Annotated in this window: 19 protein-coding genes and 1 tRNA gene; 13 read left to right on the top strand and 7 right to left on the bottom strand. The window is 65.3% G+C overall.

The window, feature by feature from the left end; translation table 11 throughout:
• Positions 1-110: 110 nt before the first annotated feature.
• The gene (gene aroA / locus A3AU_RS0110325; RefSeq protein WP_027052745.1) at positions 111-1,469 is read right to left on the bottom strand and encodes a 3-phosphoshikimate 1-carboxyvinyltransferase; all 1,359 of its coding nucleotides are present in this window, start codon (positions 1,467-1,469) and stop codon (positions 111-113) included.
• 206 nt (positions 1,470-1,675) lie between these two features.
• Here aroA and A3AU_RS0110320 point away from each other — a divergent pair, with 206 nt between their 5' ends.
• Complete coding sequence (locus A3AU_RS0110320; protein WP_027052744.1) at positions 1,676-2,071, top strand: TIGR02300 family protein; 396 nt, start codon at positions 1,676-1,678, stop codon at positions 2,069-2,071.
• A gap of 172 nt (positions 2,072-2,243) precedes the next feature.
• Positions 2,244-2,319, top strand: a tRNA-Ala gene (locus tag A3AU_RS0110315).
• Positions 2,320-2,464: 145 nt separating this feature from the next.
• Here A3AU_RS0110315 and A3AU_RS0110310 read toward each other — a convergent pair.
• The gene (locus A3AU_RS0110310; protein ID WP_027052743.1) at positions 2,465-3,139 is read right to left on the bottom strand and encodes a GntR family transcriptional regulator; all 675 of its coding nucleotides are present in this window, start codon (positions 3,137-3,139) and stop codon (positions 2,465-2,467) included.
• 319 nt (positions 3,140-3,458) lie between these two features.
• On the opposite strand from A3AU_RS0110310, the gene ssuD reads away from it, so the two are divergent.
• The 11 genes from ssuD to A3AU_RS0110255 all read left to right on the top strand — a co-directional run bounded on the left by ssuD (position 3,459) and on the right by A3AU_RS0110255 (position 15,092).
• On the top strand, positions 3,459-4,631 hold the full coding sequence (ssuD, locus tag A3AU_RS0110305; protein WP_027052742.1) for an FMNH2-dependent alkanesulfonate monooxygenase: 1,173 nt from the start codon (positions 3,459-3,461) through the stop codon (positions 4,629-4,631).
• Positions 4,628-6,067: an FAD/NAD(P)-binding protein gene (locus A3AU_RS0110300; RefSeq protein WP_027052741.1), complete on the top strand. Its 1,440-nt coding sequence runs from the start codon at positions 4,628-4,630 to the stop codon at positions 6,065-6,067. The genes ssuD and A3AU_RS0110300 overlap by 4 nt, the downstream gene beginning before the upstream one ends.
• 164 nt (positions 6,068-6,231) lie before the next feature.
• Positions 6,232-7,335, top strand: coding sequence for a dimethylsulfone monooxygenase SfnG (gene sfnG, locus A3AU_RS0110295; RefSeq protein WP_027052740.1), 1,104 nt, complete (start codon positions 6,232-6,234; stop codon positions 7,333-7,335).
• 121 nt (positions 7,336-7,456) lie between these two features.
• Entirely contained in the window at positions 7,457-8,407 is a 951-nt protein-coding gene (locus tag A3AU_RS01000000135255; RefSeq protein ID WP_051355332.1) for an ABC transporter ATP-binding protein, read from the top strand.
• The gene (locus A3AU_RS0110285) at positions 8,407-9,303 is read left to right on the top strand and encodes a branched-chain amino acid ABC transporter permease (RefSeq protein WP_027052739.1); all 897 of its coding nucleotides are present in this window, start codon (positions 8,407-8,409) and stop codon (positions 9,301-9,303) included. The genes A3AU_RS01000000135255 and A3AU_RS0110285 overlap by 1 nt, the downstream gene beginning before the upstream one ends.
• 3 nt (positions 9,304-9,306) lie before the next feature.
• Positions 9,307-10,347: a branched-chain amino acid ABC transporter permease gene (locus A3AU_RS0110280; protein ID WP_027052738.1), complete on the top strand. Its 1,041-nt coding sequence runs from the start codon at positions 9,307-9,309 to the stop codon at positions 10,345-10,347.
• A 65-nt stretch (positions 10,348-10,412) separates the two neighbouring features.
• Entirely contained in the window at positions 10,413-11,750 is a 1,338-nt protein-coding gene (locus A3AU_RS0110275; RefSeq protein ID WP_027052737.1) for an ABC transporter substrate-binding protein, read from the top strand.
• Between the two features lie 71 nt (positions 11,751-11,821).
• Positions 11,822-12,613 (top strand): ABC transporter ATP-binding protein, encoded by a 792-nt coding sequence (locus tag A3AU_RS0110270; protein WP_027052736.1) that lies wholly within the window; start codon positions 11,822-11,824, stop codon positions 12,611-12,613.
• Between the two features lie 23 nt (positions 12,614-12,636).
• A complete protein-coding gene (locus tag A3AU_RS0110265) occupies positions 12,637-13,884 on the top strand; it encodes an SfnB family sulfur acquisition oxidoreductase (protein WP_027052735.1) in 1,248 nt (415 codons plus the stop codon).
• A gap of 61 nt (positions 13,885-13,945) precedes the next feature.
• Complete coding sequence (gene msuE / locus A3AU_RS0110260; RefSeq protein ID WP_027052734.1) at positions 13,946-14,506, top strand: FMN reductase; 561 nt, start codon at positions 13,946-13,948, stop codon at positions 14,504-14,506.
• Positions 14,507-14,606: 100 nt separating this feature from the next.
• Complete coding sequence (locus tag A3AU_RS0110255; protein WP_027052733.1) at positions 14,607-15,092, top strand: hypothetical protein; 486 nt, start codon at positions 14,607-14,609, stop codon at positions 15,090-15,092.
• A 9-nt stretch (positions 15,093-15,101) separates the two neighbouring features.
• On the opposite strand, the gene A3AU_RS0110250 is transcribed toward A3AU_RS0110255, so the two are convergent.
• From A3AU_RS0110250 to A3AU_RS0110235, 5 genes are read right to left on the bottom strand one after another with little or no spacing between them, the layout of a single operon-like run.
• The gene (locus A3AU_RS0110250; protein WP_027052732.1) at positions 15,102-15,635 is read right to left on the bottom strand and encodes an aminomethyltransferase family protein; all 534 of its coding nucleotides are present in this window, start codon (positions 15,633-15,635) and stop codon (positions 15,102-15,104) included.
• Positions 15,628-16,074, bottom strand: coding sequence for a glycine cleavage T C-terminal barrel domain-containing protein (locus A3AU_RS1000000140300; protein ID WP_245235452.1), 447 nt, complete (start codon positions 16,072-16,074; stop codon positions 15,628-15,630). Before A3AU_RS1000000140300 ends, A3AU_RS0110250 begins: the two co-directional genes overlap by 8 nt.
• Complete coding sequence (locus A3AU_RS1000000136820; protein WP_245235451.1) at positions 15,998-18,490, bottom strand: sarcosine oxidase subunit alpha family protein; 2,493 nt, start codon at positions 18,488-18,490, stop codon at positions 15,998-16,000. The genes A3AU_RS1000000140300 and A3AU_RS1000000136820 overlap by 77 nt, the downstream gene beginning before the upstream one ends.
• Positions 18,487-18,753, bottom strand: coding sequence for a sarcosine oxidase subunit delta (locus A3AU_RS0110240; protein ID WP_027052731.1), 267 nt, complete (start codon positions 18,751-18,753; stop codon positions 18,487-18,489). The genes A3AU_RS1000000136820 and A3AU_RS0110240 overlap by 4 nt, the downstream gene beginning before the upstream one ends.
• 9 nt (positions 18,754-18,762) lie before the next feature.
• The gene (locus A3AU_RS0110235; protein ID WP_027052730.1) at positions 18,763-20,016 is read right to left on the bottom strand and encodes a sarcosine oxidase subunit beta; all 1,254 of its coding nucleotides are present in this window, start codon (positions 20,014-20,016) and stop codon (positions 18,763-18,765) included.
• Between the last annotated feature and the right edge of the window lie 28 nt (positions 20,017-20,044).

The following is a 20,044-nucleotide window of genomic DNA, read 5'->3' as shown; positions in this document are numbered from 1 at the left end:
CGAAAGCCGCGATGACGGCTGATCTCCCCCCTAGTGGGGGAGATGTCCGGCAGGACAGAGGGGGGCGCTGTCCCGCAAGCGTCTCAGGTCGGCTCAAGCTCATTGCCCCGTCACTCTATCTCCGCGCCCAGCCCCGTCATCAGCCCCATGAACTCCGGGAAACTCGTCGCGATCATCGCCTGGTCATCGATGGTGACCGGTTTTTCCGTCGCCAGCCCCATGACCAGGAAACTCATGGCGATGCGGTGGTCAAGATGCGTCTGCACGGTCGTATCCAGGCCGTTCGGATGGCCGCCCAGGCCCTTGCCGCCTGGCCTGCCGCGCACGGCAAGCGTCGCCTCGCCCTCGGTGCAGTCGACGCCGTTGAGCTTCAGCCCGTTGGCGACGGCCGACAGCCGGTCGGATTCCTTCACCCGCAGTTCTTCCAGCCCCTGCATCAACGTCTCGCCTTCGGCGAAGCTCGCGGCAACGGCCAGTACCGGGTACTCGTCGATCATCGTCGGCGCCCGCTCCGGCGGCACGGTGACGCCCTTCAATTCGGAATAGCGCACGCGCAGGTCGGCGACATCCTCTCCGCCTTCATTGCGCGGGTTCAAGATGTCGATCTGGGCGCCCATTTCCTGCAGCGTCAGCAACAGGCCGGTGCGGGTCGGGTTCATCAGCACGTTTTCGATGGTGATGTCGGAACCCGGCACGATCAGTGCGGCGACCAAGGGAAAGCCGGCCGAGGAGGGGTCGCCCGGCACGGCGATCGTCTGGCCGGTCAGCTTGCCCTGGCCCTCGATGAAGATGTGGCGCACGCCGCGTTCGTCGGTCTCGACCGACAGGTTGGCGCCGAACCCCTTCAGCATCTTTTCAGTGTGGTCGCGCGTCATCACCGGTTCGATCACCGTGGTGATGCCGGGCGTGTTGAGGCCGGCGAGCAGCACGGCCGACTTCACCTGCGCCGAGGCCATCGGCACGCGGTAGGTGATCGGGGCGGCGTGCTTTGGCCCATGCAGCGTGATCGGCATGCGGTCGCCGGGCGTCGCCTTCAGCACCTGCACGCCCATCTGGCGCAAGGGTTCCAGCACGCGGCCCATCGGCCGGCCCGACAGCGAGGCGTCGCCGATGAAGGTGGTTTCCATGTCATAGGTGCCGACGAGACCCATGGTGAGGCGAGAGCCGGTGCCGGCATTGCCGAAATCGAGCGGACCCTCGGGCTGCAGCAGCGCGCCGTTGCCGGTGCCGCGGATCACCCATTCGGCGCCGTGCTTTTCGATGTGCGCGCCCATTGCCTTCATCGCGGCGCCCGTGCGCATCACGTCCTCGCCCTCGAGCAGTCCGGTGATACGGGTTTCGCCGGAGGCGAGGCCGCCGAACATGAAGGAACGGTGTGAGATCGACTTGTCGCCCGGCACGCGCGCGGCGCCGGAAAGGGCTTGGGATTTGCGGGCGGTGGCCGGCTTGGCAGCGGCGGCGTGAGACATGGAATTTCCCTGGACGGAATGCCGGCGTGCCGGCGCTTTTCATTTGTTGCGGCGGTCTCGTATCACGGCGAGGCGAAATGGTCATCCCCATGGTCGTCACTTGGCGCGAGGCCTTTCAGAACTTGGTTTTGTGACGCCGGCTTTTGGCTTTGACAGCGCCGCAAACTGTGGTTAAGGGGACCACTCTTTTATTCACGAGGCTTGCCGTGGCAAAAACCGAACTTGGCACAAAGCGTGTCGACCCAGAAACGGGCCGAAAATTCTACGACCTGAACAAGGACCCGATCGTCTCGCCCTATACCGGCAAGAGCTATCCGCGTTCCTACTTCGATGAAGGCAAGATTGCCGCCGTCGAGGAGGACGAGGAAGTGGCCGAGAAGGAAGTGGACGCAGAGGACGAAGAAGGCGCCGAGGTCGTTTCGCTCGAAGAGGCCGATGACGAGGCCAAGGGCGGCGACGACCTTCCCGATCTTGGCGACGACGAGGATGATGACGTCGACCTCGGCGACGACGAGGACGACACGTTCCTCGCCGACGAAGAGGAAGAAGATGACGACGTCTCCGACATGATCGGCGTCGGCGACGACGACGACGAGGTTTGATCGGCTCGCGAGAGCAGGCTTTTGCCGGCTTTCGCGACCTGTGAAGAAAAAGCCTTTATCGAGGCTTGATATCTGGGAAAGGCGGGGTTAGAAGCCGCCTGCACTAACGGCGCGGTGTTCCAACCCGCGCTGATCTCTTCGCCGGAAACGGCGCCGGCTGACTGCCGGGAGTGGGGCCATAGCTCAGTTGGGAGAGCGCTTGAATGGCATTCAAGAGGTCGTCGGTTCGATTCCGATTGGCTCCACCAAACAGTCTCTCATCATGCACTGCAGTGAATGGGTCGCTCGGTCTACCACCGCGCCGTCTCGGGCGGCTTAGGCGGCAGCCCCAAGCACCGCTACATCCCTGGCCAGGGGCTGCCATGATGGTCGGAGTAGGCGGAGCCGAAGGCTTCAGCCGAGAAGCTCGGCGGCGACTTCGAGCGTGTTGCGCAACGATGTCTCGAGATGGGTTTCCATCGCCTGCGCGGCGCCATCGGCGTCGTGACGCTTCAGGGCGTCGAGAATGGCCCGATGCTGCTCGATCGTTTGTTCGCCATAGCCGGGCTTCGGGATCACGAGGTATCGGCCCCGATCCATCTGAGCCTTGGAGATGTCGACGGCCCGCCAGATCATCGGCATGCCGCAGATCTCGGCGATGGTGCGGTGAAAGACGTCGTCGAGCTGGATCGCGGTGGCATATCGGCCGCGCGATATGGCGAGCTGGTGCGCCGCCATATTGTCCTCCAGGAGTTCACCGGCCGACGGGGTGAATTTGACGGCCGCGCGCCTGGCGCTCTCCATCTCCAGAGCACGGCGGATGACATAGGCTTCTTCCAGATCGGCCCGGCTGATCGGGGCGACATAGGTGCCGGTCTGCGCCAGGATATCGACCAGACCCTCGTCGCTGATGCGCTTGACCGCTTCGCGCACCGGTGTGCGTGAGACGCCGAGCGCTTCGGCGATCGCCACCTCGTTGATCACTTCCCCTGGCTTCATATGCCCGACGACGATCAGGTTGCGGATCTGGTGGTAAATCTGATCGCGCAACGGAAGCGCCCTATTGAGCGTCGAAGGATCCAAGTCCATGGCAAGCCCACGTCTTCGTTCACCGGAATTAGCCGGATTATATTGGAATGTAATTGTAATGCACCCGATGCGAACGGTGCTGACGAACTCGGCAAGGCGGCCAAGGACCAGCGACCGATGCCGCTGCCCGTGCGAGTCGCAGAGAATTTCCAATTCCAGCAGTGGATTTGGAATAAACTAACTCTACAGATTTTATAGAATAAGCAAAGATGCGCGGGCGATCTGGTTTTCCCGGACAGGACTCCGCCATGCCCGCCCCTCTGCGCCCGCTTTCAACTCCCTCAGGCACAGGCCGCCGCCGAATTGCGGGAGGCCAGCCGTGACAAAAGACATTCCCGACCGCATCAAGGTTCTCTGGTTTCTGCCGACGCATGGCGACAGCCGTTATCTCGGCACGACTGAAGGCGGCCGGGCCGTCGACCTGCCCTATCTGACACAGGTAGCCAGGGCCGCCGATACGCTGGGCTATTACGGCGTCCTGTTGCCGACCGGCCGCGCCTGCGAGGATTCCTGGGTAATAGCCTCGGCGCTGGCGCCGCTGACCGAGCGGCTGCGGTTCCTCGTCGCCGTGCGGCCCGGCCTGCAGTCGCCGACGCTCGCCGCGCGCATGACCGCTACGCTCGACCGCATCTCCAATGGCCGACTGCTGATCAATGTCGTCACCGGCGGCGATCCGCTGGAGAACAAGGGCGACGGCATCTTCCTCTCGCATGCCGAGCGTTACGAGGTGACTCAGGAATTCCTTCGGATCTACAAGCGCGTGCTGAGCGGCGAGACGGTCGAGCACCTGGGCAAGCATTTCCGCATCGAGGACGGCAGGCTGCTGTTCCCGCCAGTGCAGACGCCCTATCCGCCGCTCTATTTCGGTGGCTCGTCGGATGCCGGATCGGTGGTGGCAGCGCAGGAGATCGACAAATACCTGACCTGGGGCGAGCCTCCAGCCGATGTCGAACGCAAGCTCGACGCCGTGCGTGAACTGGCCGAAAAGGCCGGCCGCAAGCTCTCCTTCGGCATTCGGCTGCATGTCATCGCGCGCGAAACGACCGAGCAGGCCTGGGCGGCGGCCGACAGCCTGATCAGCCGGCTGGACGATGCGACGATCGCCTCGGCGCAGAAGGTGTTTGCCCGCATGGATTCGGTCGGCCAGGCGCGGATGAGCGCGCTGCATGGCGGCCGTCGCGACAAGCTCGAGATCGCGCCCAACCTCTGGGCCGGCGTCGGCCTGGTGCGCGGCGGCGCCGGCACGGCCCTCGTCGGCGACCCCGACACGGTTGCCGAACGCATCGACGAATACCGGCGTCTCGGCATCGACACCTTCATCCTGTCCGGCTACCCGCATCTGGAAGAAGCCTATCGTTTCGGCGAACTGGTGCTGCCGAAACTGCCGACCGACCATCCGGTCAAGGCCGCCGGCACGTCGGTCAATACCGGGCCGTTCGGCGAGACCATCGCCGGCGACCACCGGCCGAAATCGCTCGCCAGCGCCTCGTGAACGCGCTGCCTCCGGCCCGCCGCTCGCGCGTCGCCATCATCGGCGGCGGCTTTTCCGGCGCCGCGGTGGCCTGGCATCTGGCGCGGGCACATTGGCCGGAAAGCGTGTCGATCTGCGTGATCGAGCCGCGCCAGGCGATCGGCGGTGGTCTCGCTTATTCCAGCGAGGAGCCGTCGCACCGGGTCAATGTCCCGGCAGTCAGGATGAGCATGGCGCCTGACGATGCGCAGCATTTCGCGCGCTGGTTGGCCGCCAGCGGCGAAATAGAACGCGATACCGATGCGCTGTGGAAAAACGGCGATGTGTTTCCGCGCCGGCGCGTCTTCGGCCGCTACGTAGCCGAGCAACTCACGCCCTATCTCAACTCCGGCGCTGTCCGTCACGTCAAAGGCCAGGCCACGCGGATCTTGCGGGATCCCGATGGCGCCGGCTGGACAGTGCATACGTCCGCCGGGCCGGTCAGTGCCGACATCGTCGTGCTGGCGGCGACGCATCCTCAGCCGGGAATTCCCGACGCGCTGGCCTCGCTGACGGAAGCGCCGGGCTTCGTCGCCGACCCCTACGCCGCATCGGCGCTTGCCGGGATCGGGCCGGACGCTTCGGTGCTGATCGTCGGCTCGGGGCTGACTTCGGCCGACATGGTCGCCGAACTCGATCGCCGTGGCCATCGCGGCCGCATCCTGGCGCTGTCGCGGCGCGGTTTGCGCTCGCGCGGCCATCCCGACGTGAGGGGCGAGCCTTTCGGCGACTTTGCCTCGGCGCCTGCCACGACGGCGCTTGGACTGCTGAGGACCATCCGCGCCACGCTGGCGGCGGCACGGGATGCCGGTGCCAACTGGCAGTCGGTGTTCGACCAGCTTCGCTCGCAGGGGACGGTGCTGTGGGCCGCCCTTGCGCCGCGCGAGCGGGCAAGGCTGGTCCGCCATCTGCGCGTCTTCTGGGATGTACATCGCTTCAGGATCGCGCCGCAGGTCGCCGAGGTGCTCGACCGCCGCCAGGCGGCTGGCACATTCGACACCATCGCCGCCAGGCTTGTCGCTTCGAACGATGAGGATGACGGCCTGGCCGTCAGCTTCCAGCGGCGCGGCCGCACAGCGATCGAGACGATGCGCTTCGACGCTGTCTTCAACACGACCGGCCCTGCCCACGGACAGGCGCTGCAGTCCAACCCGGCGCTGCGCTCCCTGGCCGGGGCCGGCCTGATCAGGGCCGATGCCTACAGGCTTGGCATCGAAACCAGCCTCGACAGCCGCGCTATCGGCCGCGACGACAAACCGGTGGCGACGCTGCTGGTCGCCGGCCCGTTGGCGCGCGGCACCTTTGGCGAACTGATGGGCCTGCCGGAGGTCGCCCGTCACGCCCAGTCGGTCGCGGCCGAGGTCGCCAAGATGTTCGAAACGGTTCCGGCGGCCGGCGGCGACGCTGGACACCACTGATAACCGCGAGCCGGTCTGGTCGCTCAAAATTGGTATTTCCGTTCTGAAAGAGTGCCAAAAACGGAAAATCCACCTTTGTATATAAAATCCATAAACATAATAAATATTGGCGACACCCGGCTGCGGCCGGGGCAATCCAACAGCCTGAATGGGAGAGTGAGTTCATGGCACACGCAGGAACCGACGCGGTCAAGTTCGCCTACTGGGTGCCCAATGTTTCGGGTGGCCTGGTGATTTCCAACATCGAACAGCGCACCAGCCATTCGGCCGAATACAACCGCAAGCTGGCGCAGATCGCAGAGAAGGCCGGCTTCGACTATGCGCTGAGCCAGATCCGTTTCACCGCCGGCTACGGCGCCGACGAACAGCATGAATCCGTGGCGTTCAGCCATGATCTGCTGGCCGCCACCACGACGCTCAAGGTCATCGCTGCGATCCTGCCGGGCCCATGGAATCCGGCGCTGGCGGCCAAGCAGCTTGCCACCATCAGCTATCTGACCAATGGCCGCGTCGCCATCAACCTCGTCTCCGGCTGGTTCCGCGGCGAGTTTCACGCCATCGGCGAGCATTGGCTCGACCATGACGAGCGCTACCGCCGGTCGGAGGAATTCATCCAGGCGCTGCGTGGAATTTGGACTGAAGACAGCTTCACCTTCCGCGGCGATTTCTACCGCTTCAACGAATACTCCTTGAAGCCGAAGCCGCCACAGCCGCTGCCGGAAATCTTCCAGGGTGGCTCGTCGCGTGCGGCGCGCGACATGGCCTCGCGCGTCTCGGACTGGTACTTCACCAACGGCAACACGCCAGCGGAAATCGCCAAGCAGGTCGACGACATCAGGGCCAAGGCGACGGCCAACGGCCATTCCGTCAAGGTCGGCGTCAATGCCTTCGCCATCGTCCGCGAGACGGAGGACGAGGCCAAGACGGTGCTTGCCGAAATCATCGCCAAGGCCAATCCCGAAGCCGTCAACGCTTTCGGCCACGAGGTCAAGAATGCCGGCAAGGCCTCGCCGGAAGGCGAGGGTAACTGGGCGAAATCCTCCTTCGACGACCTGGTCCAGTACAATGATGGCTTCCGTTCGAACCTGATCGGCACGCCGAGGCAGGTCGCCGAGCGCATCGTCGATCTGAAGCGCGTCGGCGCCGATCTCATCCTGCTCGGCTTCCTGCACTTCCAGGAAGAGGTCGAATATTTCGGCAAGCACGTTATCCCGCTCGTTCGCGAGCTGGAGGACGCCGAGCAGGCGGCTTCACTGGCTGCGGAATAGCTCAACCGGACGAACTGGCCGGACAGAAGTCCGGCCAGCGCATCAACGCATGACCGACGCTCGAACCCTCGGGCGGCGATGAGGCTTTGCGCGCCTGCCGGCGCGGTCGGGGATGATGGAAATGCCATTGGCCAGTTATGCCTTGGGAGTGATGGAGGCCTCGGTCTATGCGCCGGAGGTGTTCGCGCGCGGTCTGCCTGCAAGCCTGCGGGTCGAAGCGCAACCGGAAGACCGCACGACGGCGGTGCCGGCCGCGGACGCCGCCGCGCCGCTGCTCTCGCTGCAGGGCATCGGCCTGTCTTTCGGCGGCGTCGTGGCGCTGGCTGAGATCGACCTCTCGGTTCGTCCCGGCGAGATCAGGGCTATCATCGGGCCGAATGGCGCCGGGAAGAGCTCGCTGATCAATGTGATCAGCGGCGTCTACCGTGCGGACCGTGGCCATGTCAGGCTCGATGGCGCGAGCTACGCCCAGGTGCCGACACAGCGCCTGGCGCATCTCGGCGTCGCCAGGACGTTCCAGAACCTTGCGCTGTTCAAGGGCCTCAGCGTCCTCGATAATGTCGCCTCGGGCCTTGCCTACAAGGTCCGCTCCAATTTCGCCGGCCAGCTGCTCGGCATCGGCCGCTCGCGCGGCGAACAGCGCGATTTTCTCAGCCGCGCCGACCAGATCCTCGAATTCCTCGACCTGACCGCCATCCGCCATCGTCTCGTAGGCACCTTGCCCTACGGGCTCCAGAAGAGGGTCGAACTGGCCCGCGCTTTGGTCGCGCAACCGCGCCTGCTTCTGCTCGACGAGCCGATGGCCGGCATGACCGCAGGCGAGAAGAGCGAGATGGCTGCCTTCGTGCGCGCCGCGCGCGACCGCTTTGCCACCACCGTGGTGCTGATCGAGCACGATGTCGGCGTCGTCATGGGCCTGTCCGACTGCATCGCCGTTCTCGACTACGGCCGCAAGATCGCCGACGCCACGCCCGACGAAGTCCGCAACGACCAGCGCGTCATCGACGCCTATCTCGGCGTCGCCTCCAACGATGAGGCCCTCTCCGTCAATGAAGGAAGGGCAGGCATATGATCACCGATTTCGACTACCAGTTCTTCATCGAAGTGCTCGTCGGCGGCCTGCTCTCCGGCGTCATGTATTCGCTGGTCGCGATCGGCTTCGTGCTGATCTACAAGACCTCGGGCGTGCTGAATTTCGCGCAAGGCGCGCTGCTGCTGTTCGCCGCGCTCACCTTCGTCAGCCTGGTCGAGCGTGGCGTTCCCTTCGCCCTGGCATTGGTGGCCACCTTCGCCATCATGGTGGCGATCGGCATCGCCATCGAGCGCACGGTGCTGCGGCCGCTGACCAACAAGCCGCCGATCACTTTGTTCATGGCGACGCTCGGCCTCTCCTACATCATCGAGGGCGCCGCCCAGCTTATCTGGGGCACGCAGGTCCATGGCCTCGACCTCGGCATCGAGGACGTGCCGCTGGAAGTCGGCGGCGTGCTGATCAGTCAGTTCGACATCTTCGCCGCCGTCGCCGCCGCCGCCATGGTTCTGCTGCTCTCGCTGTTCTTCCGCTACACCCGTATCGGCCTCTCCTTCCGCGCCGTCGCCGACGACCAGTTCGCGGCCTTGGCGGTCGGTCTGCGATTGCCGCTGATCTGGTCGACGGTCTGGGCCGCGGCCGGCCTCGTCGCGCTGGTCGCCGGGCTGCTGTGGGGCGCGCGCCTCGGCGTCCAGTTCTCGCTCTCGCTGGTGGTGCTCAAGGCGCTGCCTGTGCTGGTGCTCGGCGGCTTCGATTCCATCCTCGGCGCCATCGTCGGCGGGCTGTTGATCGGCGCCAGCGAGAAGCTCGCCGAGGTCTATATCGGCGACTATTTCGGCGGCGGCATCGAGAGCTGGTTCGCCTATGTCGTCGCGCTGGTTTTCCTCCTGATCCGTCCCTCGGGCCTGTTCGGCCAGAAGCTCGTGGAAAGGGTCTGAGCCATGACCGCGATGACCAGCGACGTCCCCCCCGCCCTGGTGCTGCCGAAATGGATCGCGCCCGTTCTGTTGCTCGCTTTCGCCTATGGCGTCGTGCCGCTGATCGGCTCGAGCTATCTCTTCGAGGCCATCCTCTTGCCTTTCCTGGCGCTCGGCCTCGCCGGCGTCGGCCTGAACATCCTGACCGGCTATGCCGGCCAGGTCTCGCTGGGCAGTGCCGCCTTCATGGCCGCCGGCGCCTTCGCCGCCTATAATTTCAACCTGCGCGTCGAAGGGCTGCCGCTGGTCGGCTCCATCGTGCTCGCCGGCTTCGTCGCCGCCGCCATCGGCATCGTCTTCGGCCTGCCCAGCCTGCGGCTGAGAGGCTTCTACCTCGCCGTCTCGACGCTCGCCGCCCAGTTCTTCGTGCAATGGGCGCTGACCAAGTTCAGCTGGTTCTCCAACAACTCCGCCTCCGGCGTCATCGACGCGCCAAGGCTGTCGATTGCAGGCTTTGCTCTCGACGGTGCCGTCGGCCGCTATCTCTTCGCGCTGACCGTCGTCAGCATCCTCACCTTCCTCGCCTACCGGCTGGTCTCTTCGCAAACGGGCCGCAACTTCATCGCCATCCGCGACAATGAGACGGCCGCGCGCATCATCGGCATACCGGTGCTGAAGACCAAGCTTTTGGCCTTCGCCATCTCGTCCTTCATCATCGGGGTCGCCGGCGTCATCTGGGCCTTCGCTTATCTGAGGACCGTCGAGCCGGACGGCTTCGACCTCGACCGCTCGTTCCAGATCCTGTTCATCGTCATCATCGGCGGCCTGGCGTCGATCCGCGGCGCCTTCTTCGGCGCGGCCCTGATCGTCGTCTTTCCGCTCGCGCTGTCGCGCCTCGGTGGCTTCCTGCTCGGCGATGTCTTCGATTCCGGCGTGCTCGACATGAGCCAGCGCATCGTGCTCGGCGCGCTGATCATCCTGTTTCTGATCCTCGAACCGGATGGGCTGGTGGCCCTGTGGGACAGGGTCCGAAGACGGCTGCTGTTTGCCCGGCAGTCGACCTGAACAGTCCATTCGAAAATCAACCAGAGGCCGGATCAAAGACGGCCCATCTCAGGAGTTTCCAGACGATGACGTTCCTCAGCACAATCAAGGCGGCGGCGCTGTCCGCGGCGATGATCGTGTCGGTGGCCTTGCCGGCCGCCCACGCCGACGAACAGTATTTCCCGCTACAGAGCTATCGCGTTGGGCCTTATGCGGCCGGCGGCACCGGCTTCTTCGGCGGCTTCATCGACTACCTCAACCTCATCAACATCCGCGATGGCGGCGTCAACGGCGTCAAGCTGACCTGGGACGAGTGCGAGACCCAGTACGAGGTCGAGCGCGGTGTCGAATGCTACGAGCGGCAGAAGAGCCGTGCCGGCGCCGCCGCCTGGAACCCGCTTTCGGTTGGTATCGCCTACGCCATGATCGACCGCATCACCGCCGACAAGGTGCCGCTGATCACGGTCAACCACGGCCGCACCGATTCCACCGACGGGCGCGTTTTCCCCTACGTCTTCCCGCTGCTGCTCAACCCCTACAGCGAGACTTCCGGAATCGTGAACCACATCGCCTCGAAGGAAGGCGGCATCGACAAGCTCAAGGGCAAGAAGATCGTCGTGCTCTATCACGGCTCGCCCTACGGCAAGGAGACCATCCCGATCTACGAATTGCTGGCGCAGAAATACGGCTTCACCGTTCAGCAGATCGAGGTGCCGCACCCCGGCAACGAGCAGCAGTCGCAATGGCTGACCATCCGTCGCGCCAAGCCTGATTTCGTCGTCCTGCGCGGCTGGGGCGTGATGAACCCGGTGGCGCTGAAGACCGCGGTCAAGGTCGGCTATCCCGTCGACCACATCGTCGGCAATGTCTGGTCGAACTCGGAAGAGGATGTCATTCCCGCCGGCGACGCCGCCAAGGGCTACACCGCCATCACCACCCAGGCCTCCGGCAATTCCTATCCGGTGGTGAAGGAAATCGTGAAGACCGTCTACGACGCCGGCAAGGGCAACCTCGAGGACAAGTCCCGCATCGGCTCGGTCTACCACAATCTCGGCATCGTCAACGGCATCCTGAATGTCGAGGCGATCCGTGTCGCGCAGGAGAAGTTCGGCCACCGCACGCTGACCGGCGACGAAGTCCGCTGGGGCTTCGAACACCTCAAGCTCGATCCGGCCAAGGTCGAGGCGCTCGGCGCCAAGGACCTGTTCCACTCCATCAACGTCAGCTGGGACAATCACGAGGGCGAAGGCTACGTGACCTTCCAGCAGTGGGACGGCAAGAAGTGGAACGTCGTCTCCGACTGGATCGCGCCGGACTGGGCGCTGCTGCGGCCGATCATCGAAAAGTCGGCCGAAGCCTATGCCAAGGAAAAGGGCATCAAGCTGCGCACCGCGGATGATGCCAACGCCGTGACCACCAACTGATCGCAAGGCCGGGCGCCGCGTATTCCTGCGCAGCGCCCGGCCGTCAGTTTCGAGACATACGGAAAACAGTCATGCCCGACACCGAAATCATCCTTGCCGTCGACGCCGTGCACGCCACCTACAACCACGCCATCACGGCGTTGCACGGCGTCAGTTTCGAGATCAGGCGCGGCGAGATCCTGGCGCTGCTCGGCGCCAATGGCGCGGGCAAGACCACCACGCTGAAGGCCGTCTCCAACCTGCTGCCGGCCGAGCGCGGCCAGATCAATGCCGGCACCATCCGCTTCGACGGCTCGGATTTCTCGCGCCGCAGCCCGGGCGACCTGGTGCGCGCCGGGCTGGTCCAGGTGCTGGAAGGCCGTCACTGCTTCAAGAGCCTCAGCGTCGAGGACAATCTGGTCGCCGGCGGCATTGGCCGCAGCGGCCGCCGCGCCGAGATCGCCGCCGACCTCGAACGAATATATGCCTTTTTTCCGCGCCTGAAGGAAAAGCGCCGGACCTTGTCGGGCCTGACCTCCGGCGGCGAACAGCAGATGACAGCCATCGGCCGGGCGCTGATGTCGCGGCCGCGCCTGCTGGTGCTGGACGAGCCGTCGATGGGGCTCGCCCCGCTGATCGTCCAGGACATCTTCCAGACGCTGCGCAAACTCAACCGCGAGACAGGCCTCTCGATCCTGGTCGCCGAACAGAACTCGGCGGTTGCGCTTCGCTACGCCGACCATGCCACGGTGCTCGAAAACGGCGTCTCCGTGCTTTCCGGCACCGCCGCCGACCTTCGCCAGCGCGAGGATATACGGGCGCTCTACCTCGGCCAGCAGCCATCGCCCGCCGCCAAACCGACCCATCTCCATGCCGTTGCCTGAACCAAATCCGAAGGAGCAGTGAAATGACCGTCTCGACCGTCAAGACCGACCAGGCTTCCGCCGCAGTCCCGCCCGTCGCAAGGCCATCAGTGCCGGCGCACATCATCAAGAGCGACGCCGAGGCGATCGCCGTCGCCCATGCGCTGGCCGCCGAATTCGTCAAGGAGTCGTCGAAGCGCGACCGCGACAGGATCTGGCCGGTCGCCGAGCTCGACGCGTTCTCGCAAAGCGGCCTGTGGTCGATCAACGTGCCCAAGGCGTTCGGCGGCCCCGAACTGTCCTATGTGACGCTGGCCAAGGTGGTCGAGATCATCTCGGCGGCGGATTCCTCGATCGGGCAGGTGGCGCAGAACCATCTCGGCGTCGTCGCCGCCATCCGCACCGTGTCGGACATCGAGCAGCAGAAGCTCCTGTTTGCCGAAGCGCTGAAGGGCACGCGGTTCGGCAATGCCTTTTCCGAGTTCGGCTCCAAGCGCGCCGCCGATTTCGAAACCCGCTTCACCGACGCCAGCGACCATGTCGTTGTCAACGGCCGCAAATTCTATTCCTCCGGCGCGCTGCTTGCCCATCTGGTACCGATCGTGGCGCTCGATGACGAGGGCCGCGCCTGGTACGCCATCGCCGATCGCGGCGCGCCGGGCCTGACCGTCATTGACGACTGGTCGAGCTTCGGCCAGCGCACGACGCTCTCGGGCACGGTCATCATCGACAACGTCAAGGTGCCGAAGACGCACTTGGTGCCGGGCTACAAGGGCTACGACAAGCCGACCGCCGACGGCGCCATTTTCCAGATCATCCAGGTGGCCGTCGACACCGGCATCGCCCAGGCGGCGATCGACGAGACGGTCCACTTCGTCAGGACCAGGAGCCGCGCCTGGATCGACAGCGGCGTCGACAATGCCTGGGACGACCCCTACACCATCCAGGCGATCGGCGACCTGACACTGCGCCTGCACGCGGCGCAGGCGCTGCTCGAGAGGGCCGGCTACGCCATCGACAAGGCTGTGGCCGAGCCGACGGCGGAAACGGTCGCGCATGCGCAGATCGTTACCGCGGAAGCCAAGATATTGTCGACCGAGATTGCCATCGCCGCCACCAACAAACTGTTCGAACTGGCCGGCACCCGCTCGACGCTGGCCGAGCACAATCTCGACCGCCACTGGCGCAATGCGCGCACCCACACGCTGCACGACCCGGTACGCTGGAAATACTCGATCCTCGGCAAGTATTTCCTCAACGGCGAGAATCCGCCGCTACACGCCTGGAGCTGATTTTCCGATGGCGGGCGCGAGCCCGACACAACAATTTTTCGACCATCAAGAGGCCACCGCCATGTCAAACCCAACAGTCGTCGGCTTTTCCGGCAACATCACACGGCCGTCCAAGACGCGCGCCTTCGTCGACCTCGTCACCAGGGATATCGCCGTCCAGCACGGCCTGTCGGCAAGCACCTACGACATCGAGGATGTCGGCCCATCGCTCGGCACCGCACGATGGGCCCGCGATCTCGACGCGCGGGGTCAAGAAATCCTGTCGCGGGTTCTCGCCGCCGACGTCCTGGTGGTCGGCTCGCCCACCTACAAGGGCAGCTACACCGGCCTGTTCAAGCACTTCTTCGATCTGATCGATCCGGCCGCGCTGCGCGGCAAGCCGGTCCTTCTGACCGCGACCGGCGGCGGCGAGCGTCATGCCCTGATCGTCGAGCATCAGCTCAGGCCTTTGTTCGGCTTCTTCGAGGCCTTTGCCTTGCCGACCGCGGTCTACGCCACTGACAAGGATTTCACCGACGGCGCGCTTCGCTCCGAGGCGATCCTGAAGCGCGCCGCGCAGGCGGTGGACGAGGTCGGTTTCGTACTGGCCAACCGCGCGTCCGGCCGGATCGCCGCCGAGTAGTGCGCCGATCGAGATCCGCACGGCGCTTGCCGTGCTTACGTGCAATTTACGACCGCCCGATAAAACGGTTCCTGTCTGATTCGCACTGGACAGGAACATCATGAGCAAAGCCCTCTCGTCCTTCGCCCTGGTCGCGGTGTTCACCGCTCTGCTCATGGCGCTGAGCCTTGCCGTCGCCCGGCACGGCTATCCCTATGGCGTGATCGGTGCGCGGCGCCTCGACAACATTGCCGATGCCGCGACCTTCATCCCGCTGGCGGCAGTCTATTTCTTCAGCGCCATGCTGATGATGATCCTGCCGATCAGGGTGGCGAGCATCGTCCTCACCCATGCCGCCGATGCGATCTTCTGGGCGGTGATCGTGCTGTTTGCCACCATTTTCGGAGGCCTTGTCGCCAGATGGGCCTTCGGCCAGAGCGGCATGCTTTCGGCGCTGCTCAACTGGCGTTTCCTGTTCGCCGTGGCCATCGTCGGCTGCCACTTCGTCATGAACGAATTGCGCCGCAACGTGCTCCTGCGCAGCCTGTTCTTCGTGATTTTTGCCGCCGCAACGCTCGCCTGCCTGTTCTGGTCCTTCACGCTCTGAGCGTGCGGGCTACTTTCCGGCCGCGATGTGGCCGGCAGCCTGCTCCATCCACGTCCAGAGATAGGCCGCAAGACCACGATCGACATGGATGCGCAGGCTGCTTTCATGGCGATAGGCGATGGCGCTGATCCCGGCGAAGGACAGTGCCGCGCTGGCGCTTGGCTGCCTGGGGTCGAACGTCGTCCCGCGTGCGATGAAAGCATCGAGCCCCACGCCTCCGACTTCGAATACCTGCAACCCGGCGCTGATCCCGGTCACCGCAAAACCCTGGCTGAACCATCCCGTCGCCATGCCGATGGGCGTGGTGGACACGGCAAGCAGACGGTCGCGCGCCAGACGGACCGAATAGCGCATGCCTTCCGCCAGGCCGAATGCCCCGAGGGCCATTCCATCGAAACTGGATGCCTCGGCCCATGCCGCGAGGTCGCCGCTGACCAGGCGTTGGTGCAGCCCGGCAACCGCGCCTATCTTGAGCCCCGGCACCTCGATCGTGACGTTCCTCCAGTCCGGCGCGACAGACCATTTTTCCGCGAGATCACGCATTGAGCCGGTCTCCTGCCGGGTCGAAGGCGCAAGGCGGGGCGATCGTTGCCGTGCGGACCTTGCCGAGATGCTGGACTTCGATCGTCTCGCCGTGACGGGCAGCACCTCGCTCGATCAGGCCGAGCGCCACCGGCCGGCCGAGTGTCGGGCTCTGGTAGCTCGAGGTGACAAAGCCCTGGCTGTGCAGCCTGCCGCCCTCTCGCTTGATGCCATGTGCCCCAGTAGGCAACGGCATTTCGCCCTGCGGCACCCTCAGGCCGACAAGCTGCAGGCGGTTGTTTCGCGAGGCCTCCTCGGTGAACAGCGAGCGGCGGCCGACATAGTCGGTCTGCCGTTTGGCGCGAGGGCCTTCGCTGCCGAGATCATGCGGCAGCGTGGTGCCGTCCGTGTCCTTGCCGATGACGATGAAGCAGCGCTTCGAGGCCGATGATGACGGCATCGAGAGACTGGCCTGCCTCACGCAGACGTGCCCACAAAGGCTCGGCGCGATCGGCGCGGATGGAGACCTCGTAGCTCCTGTCGCCGGTGAAGCTGACGCGAGTGATGCGGACCTCGTCGCCGCCATAGGTACCATTGCCGATTGCCATATGCGGCAGAGCCGCCTCGTCGAGCGAGAGGCCCAGATTGACCGCTTCGAGCAGCTTCCTTGCGTTCGGTCCGGAGACAGTCAGCGTCGCCATGTCCGATGTGGCGTTGTGGATATAGACCGCGTCGCGGCCAAAACGGTCCTGGCGCCATTCCTCCAGCCGCGCGTGCACTGAGGCGACATGCGAGGACGAGCACGACACGACGAAACGATGCTCGTCCAGCCGCACCAGCACGCCGTCGTCAAAGACCACGCCGTTTTCCGACAGCATGAAGCCGTAGCGGCAGCGGCCGGGTTTCAGCGTCGACATGGTGTTGTAGTAGAGGAAATCGACGAATTCGGCGGCCTTCGGTCCGATCACCTCGATCTTCCCCAGCGTCGAACCATCGAACAGCGCGACCGACTGGCGGGCACCCCGCGCCTCATCCTGGACGGCGCGATCCGCGTCGGCGGCGCGACCGCCGTAATGGGCGGGCCGCAGCCAGCCGCCATATTCCTGGAAGACGGCGCCGCCGGCGCGGTGCACGTTTTCAAGCGGCAGCCGACGCACCGGCGCCATCAGTTCCCCAAGGCGCGCGCCGGCAAAGCTCGCCAGCGGAACCGGCGTAAAGGGCGGACGGTAGGTGGTGGTGCCGACCTCCGGCACGGTGCGGCCGGTAATCCCGGCCATCAGCGCCAGGCCGGGCAGGTTGGAGGTCTTGCCCTGGTCGGTCGCCATGCCGAGCGTGGTGTAGCGCTTGAGGTGCTCGACCGAGACGAAGTTCTCGCGCGCCGCCAGTTCGACGTCCTTCACCGTCACGTCGTTCTGGTAGTCGATCCAGATGCGGCCCTTCGATCCCGGTGTCGGCCAGGCCGCTGTCAGGCCGGCCGTCGCGTCCGAACCGGTGCTGCGCGGCACCGCTGCTTTCGTGTTGCCGAGCGATGCAACGGCTTTCTGCGCGCCTTCGAACACTTCCGACAGGGAGACCGCGCCGGCGGCGGCGCCGGCCACGGAAATGCCATCGACCGGATCGCCGGGCAGAAAGGCGGCGCGTGCCTCGCTCCAGGCGAGCTTGCCCTTGGCCTGGCCGAACAGATGAATGGTCGGCGTCCAGCCGCCCGAGACCAGCACGCAGTCGGCATCGAGCCTGGTCCCGTCGTCCAGCGTCACGCCTTCGACGCGAAGACTGCCCTTGGCGGCGGCAAGCGCCCGCCCGGTGATCGGCCGCGCTTTGGCCGGTGTGGCGGGCATGCCGTCGCGCCTGATGTCGACAAGCGTCACTTCGGCCCCGGCCTCCGCAAGCGCGCCCGCAACCTCGTAAGCGCTGTCATTGTTGGTGGCGACGACGACGCGCCGGCCGACCAGCACCGCATGGCGCCGGAGATAGGCGAGCGCCGCATCCGCCGACAGGATGCCCGGCAGGTCGTTGTTGGCGAAGGGCAGCGGCCGCTCGATGGCGCCGGTCGCCAGCACGATCTGGCGCGGCCGAACCCGCCACAGCGTGTCGCGCCGGCCATCGAAATGACGCTGGTTCAGCCCGACCAGATTGTGGTCGTAAATGCCGAAGGCGGTGGTCGAAGGCAGGATCAGGTGACCACCGGAGGCAAGCTCCGCAACCGTTTCTTCGATCCAGGTCGCTGCCGGCTTGTCGTCGATCTCGCATGCGCGATGACCGAGCGATCCGCCCAATCTCTGTTGCTCGTCGACCAACGTGACGGCGAGACCCGCACCGGCCGCTAGCCTGGCCGCCGCCAGTCCGGCCGGTCCGGCGCCGACCACCAACACGTCGCAGTGATGGTTGATCTGGTCCGCGATGCCCGGCGACGTCCAGTCCGTGTCGACCTTGCCTAGTCCGGCCATGGCGCGGATGCGCGGCTCGAACATATGCCAGTCCGGCCACATGAAGGTCTTGTAGTAGAATGCCGCCGGGATGAAGCGCGAGAAGCGGTCGAGGAAGGCATTGCGGTCGGCCAGCGCATTGGGCGTCGCGTTGACGCTTTTCGCCACCAGCCCGTCGCGCGCGGGCTCGGTCGTGGCGCGCGTGTTCGGTGTCGATTGGGGGCCGCCGACATCGACCAGTGCGTTCGGCTCCTCAACGCCGGCACCCCAGATGCCGCGCGGCCGGTGATATTTGAAACTGCGGCCGACAATCGCGACATCGTTGGCAAGCAGGGCGGAGGCGATGGTGTCGCCGACAAAACCGTTGACGGTTCTGCCATCGAAGCTGAACCGGATCGCAAGCGACCGGTCGATGGCGCTGCCGCCGGTGGCGAGACGCGAGGCGGTCACGCCGCGTGCTCCCCGCCAAGGGCGGTCGAGGACAGCACCTTGTGCGTGACGGTGTCGCGTTCCATGACAAAGAACTCGCCGCAGTTCATATGCACCCAGATCTCGCGCGCCGTGCCTTTCGGATTGCCGCGCAGGTAGAGATATCCGGCCCAGCGGTCGATCGGCACGTCGGCACCGTCGGGCCTGACATTGCCGGCATCGCCACCATAGTGGAATTCGGTTTCGTCGCGCGGGCCGCAGAACGGGCATGGGAAGAGCTGCATCAATAAACCTCAGTGCGCGATGCCGGAGCCGGCCGCTTCATCGATAAGCCGTCCGCTGGCGAAGCGGTCGAGATCGAAGGGACGGCTGACGTCGTTGTGCTTGCCGGTCGCCAGTAGGTTCGCCAGCAGCGTCCCGCCGGCGGGAATGGCCTTGAAGCCGCCTGTGCCCCAGCCGCAATTGAGGAAGAGATTGGGCAGCGGCGAGGGACCGATGATCGGCGAGGAGTCCGGCACGACGTCGACGATGCCCGCCCATTGCCGCATCAGCTTGAGCTGGCCGAAAATCGGGAACATCTCCAACACGCCGGCGATCACCGCCTCCAATGTCGGCAGATTGCCGCGCTGCGCATAGGAGGGGATGCGGTCGAGCCCGCCGCCGATGACGATCTCGCCCTTGTCCGACTGGCTGACATAGACGCCGCAGCCGGGCGACAGCACCACCGTGTCGAGGATCGGCTTGACCGGCTCGGAAACGCAGGCTTGCAACGCATAGGAATTGATCGGCAGCCGGAAGCCAGCCTTGGCCGCCAACACGGAAGAGTGCCCGGCCACCGCCATGCCGACGCGCTCGGCGCGGATGGGGCCGCGCGTCGTCTGCACGCCGCGGCATCGGCCGCCTTCGATGATGAAATCGGTGATCTCGCAATTCTGGATGATGTCGACGCCGAGCCGGCTCGCCGCCCGCGCATAGCCCCAGGCGACAGCATCGTGGCGGGCCGTTCCGGCGCGGCCTTGCCAGATGCCGCCGAACACCGGGAAGCGCGCATCCGGGGAGAAGTTGTAGATCGGCGCCACGCGGCGCACATCCTCGGGTGAAAACAGCTCCGCATCGATGCAGTTGATCTGCATGGCGTTGACGGTGCGCGCGCCGATCTCCATCTCGGCGGTCGAGTGACACAGATTGATCATGCCGCGCTGCGACAGCATGACATTGTAGTTCAAATCCTTTGACAGGCCCTCATAGAGACGGTGCGCCAACCCATAGAGCTCGACGCTTTCCGGATAATAATAGTTGGAGCGCACCACGGTCGTGTTGCGGCCGGTGTTGCCGCCGCCGATCCAGCCCTTCTCCAGCACGGCAACCCTGGAGATGTTGTGGTTCTTGGCCAGGTAGTAGGCCGTCGCCAGCCCGTGGCCGCCGCCGCCGATGACGATAGCGTCGTAGGATGGCTTCGGCTCGGGCGAGCGCCACGCCTGTTTCCAGCCGGTCTGGCCGGCCAGGCCTTCCTTGAACAGCGACAGAGCGGAATAGCGACGGGTCATGGCGTGGTTTTCTGCACGGATCGCTCGT

This window comes from Mesorhizobium erdmanii USDA 3471, from assembly GCF_000472705.1.
GTDB classification, from domain to species: Bacteria; Pseudomonadota; Alphaproteobacteria; order Rhizobiales; family Rhizobiaceae; genus Mesorhizobium; species Mesorhizobium erdmanii.
This window is presented reverse-complemented; position numbering and strand designations above follow the sequence as displayed.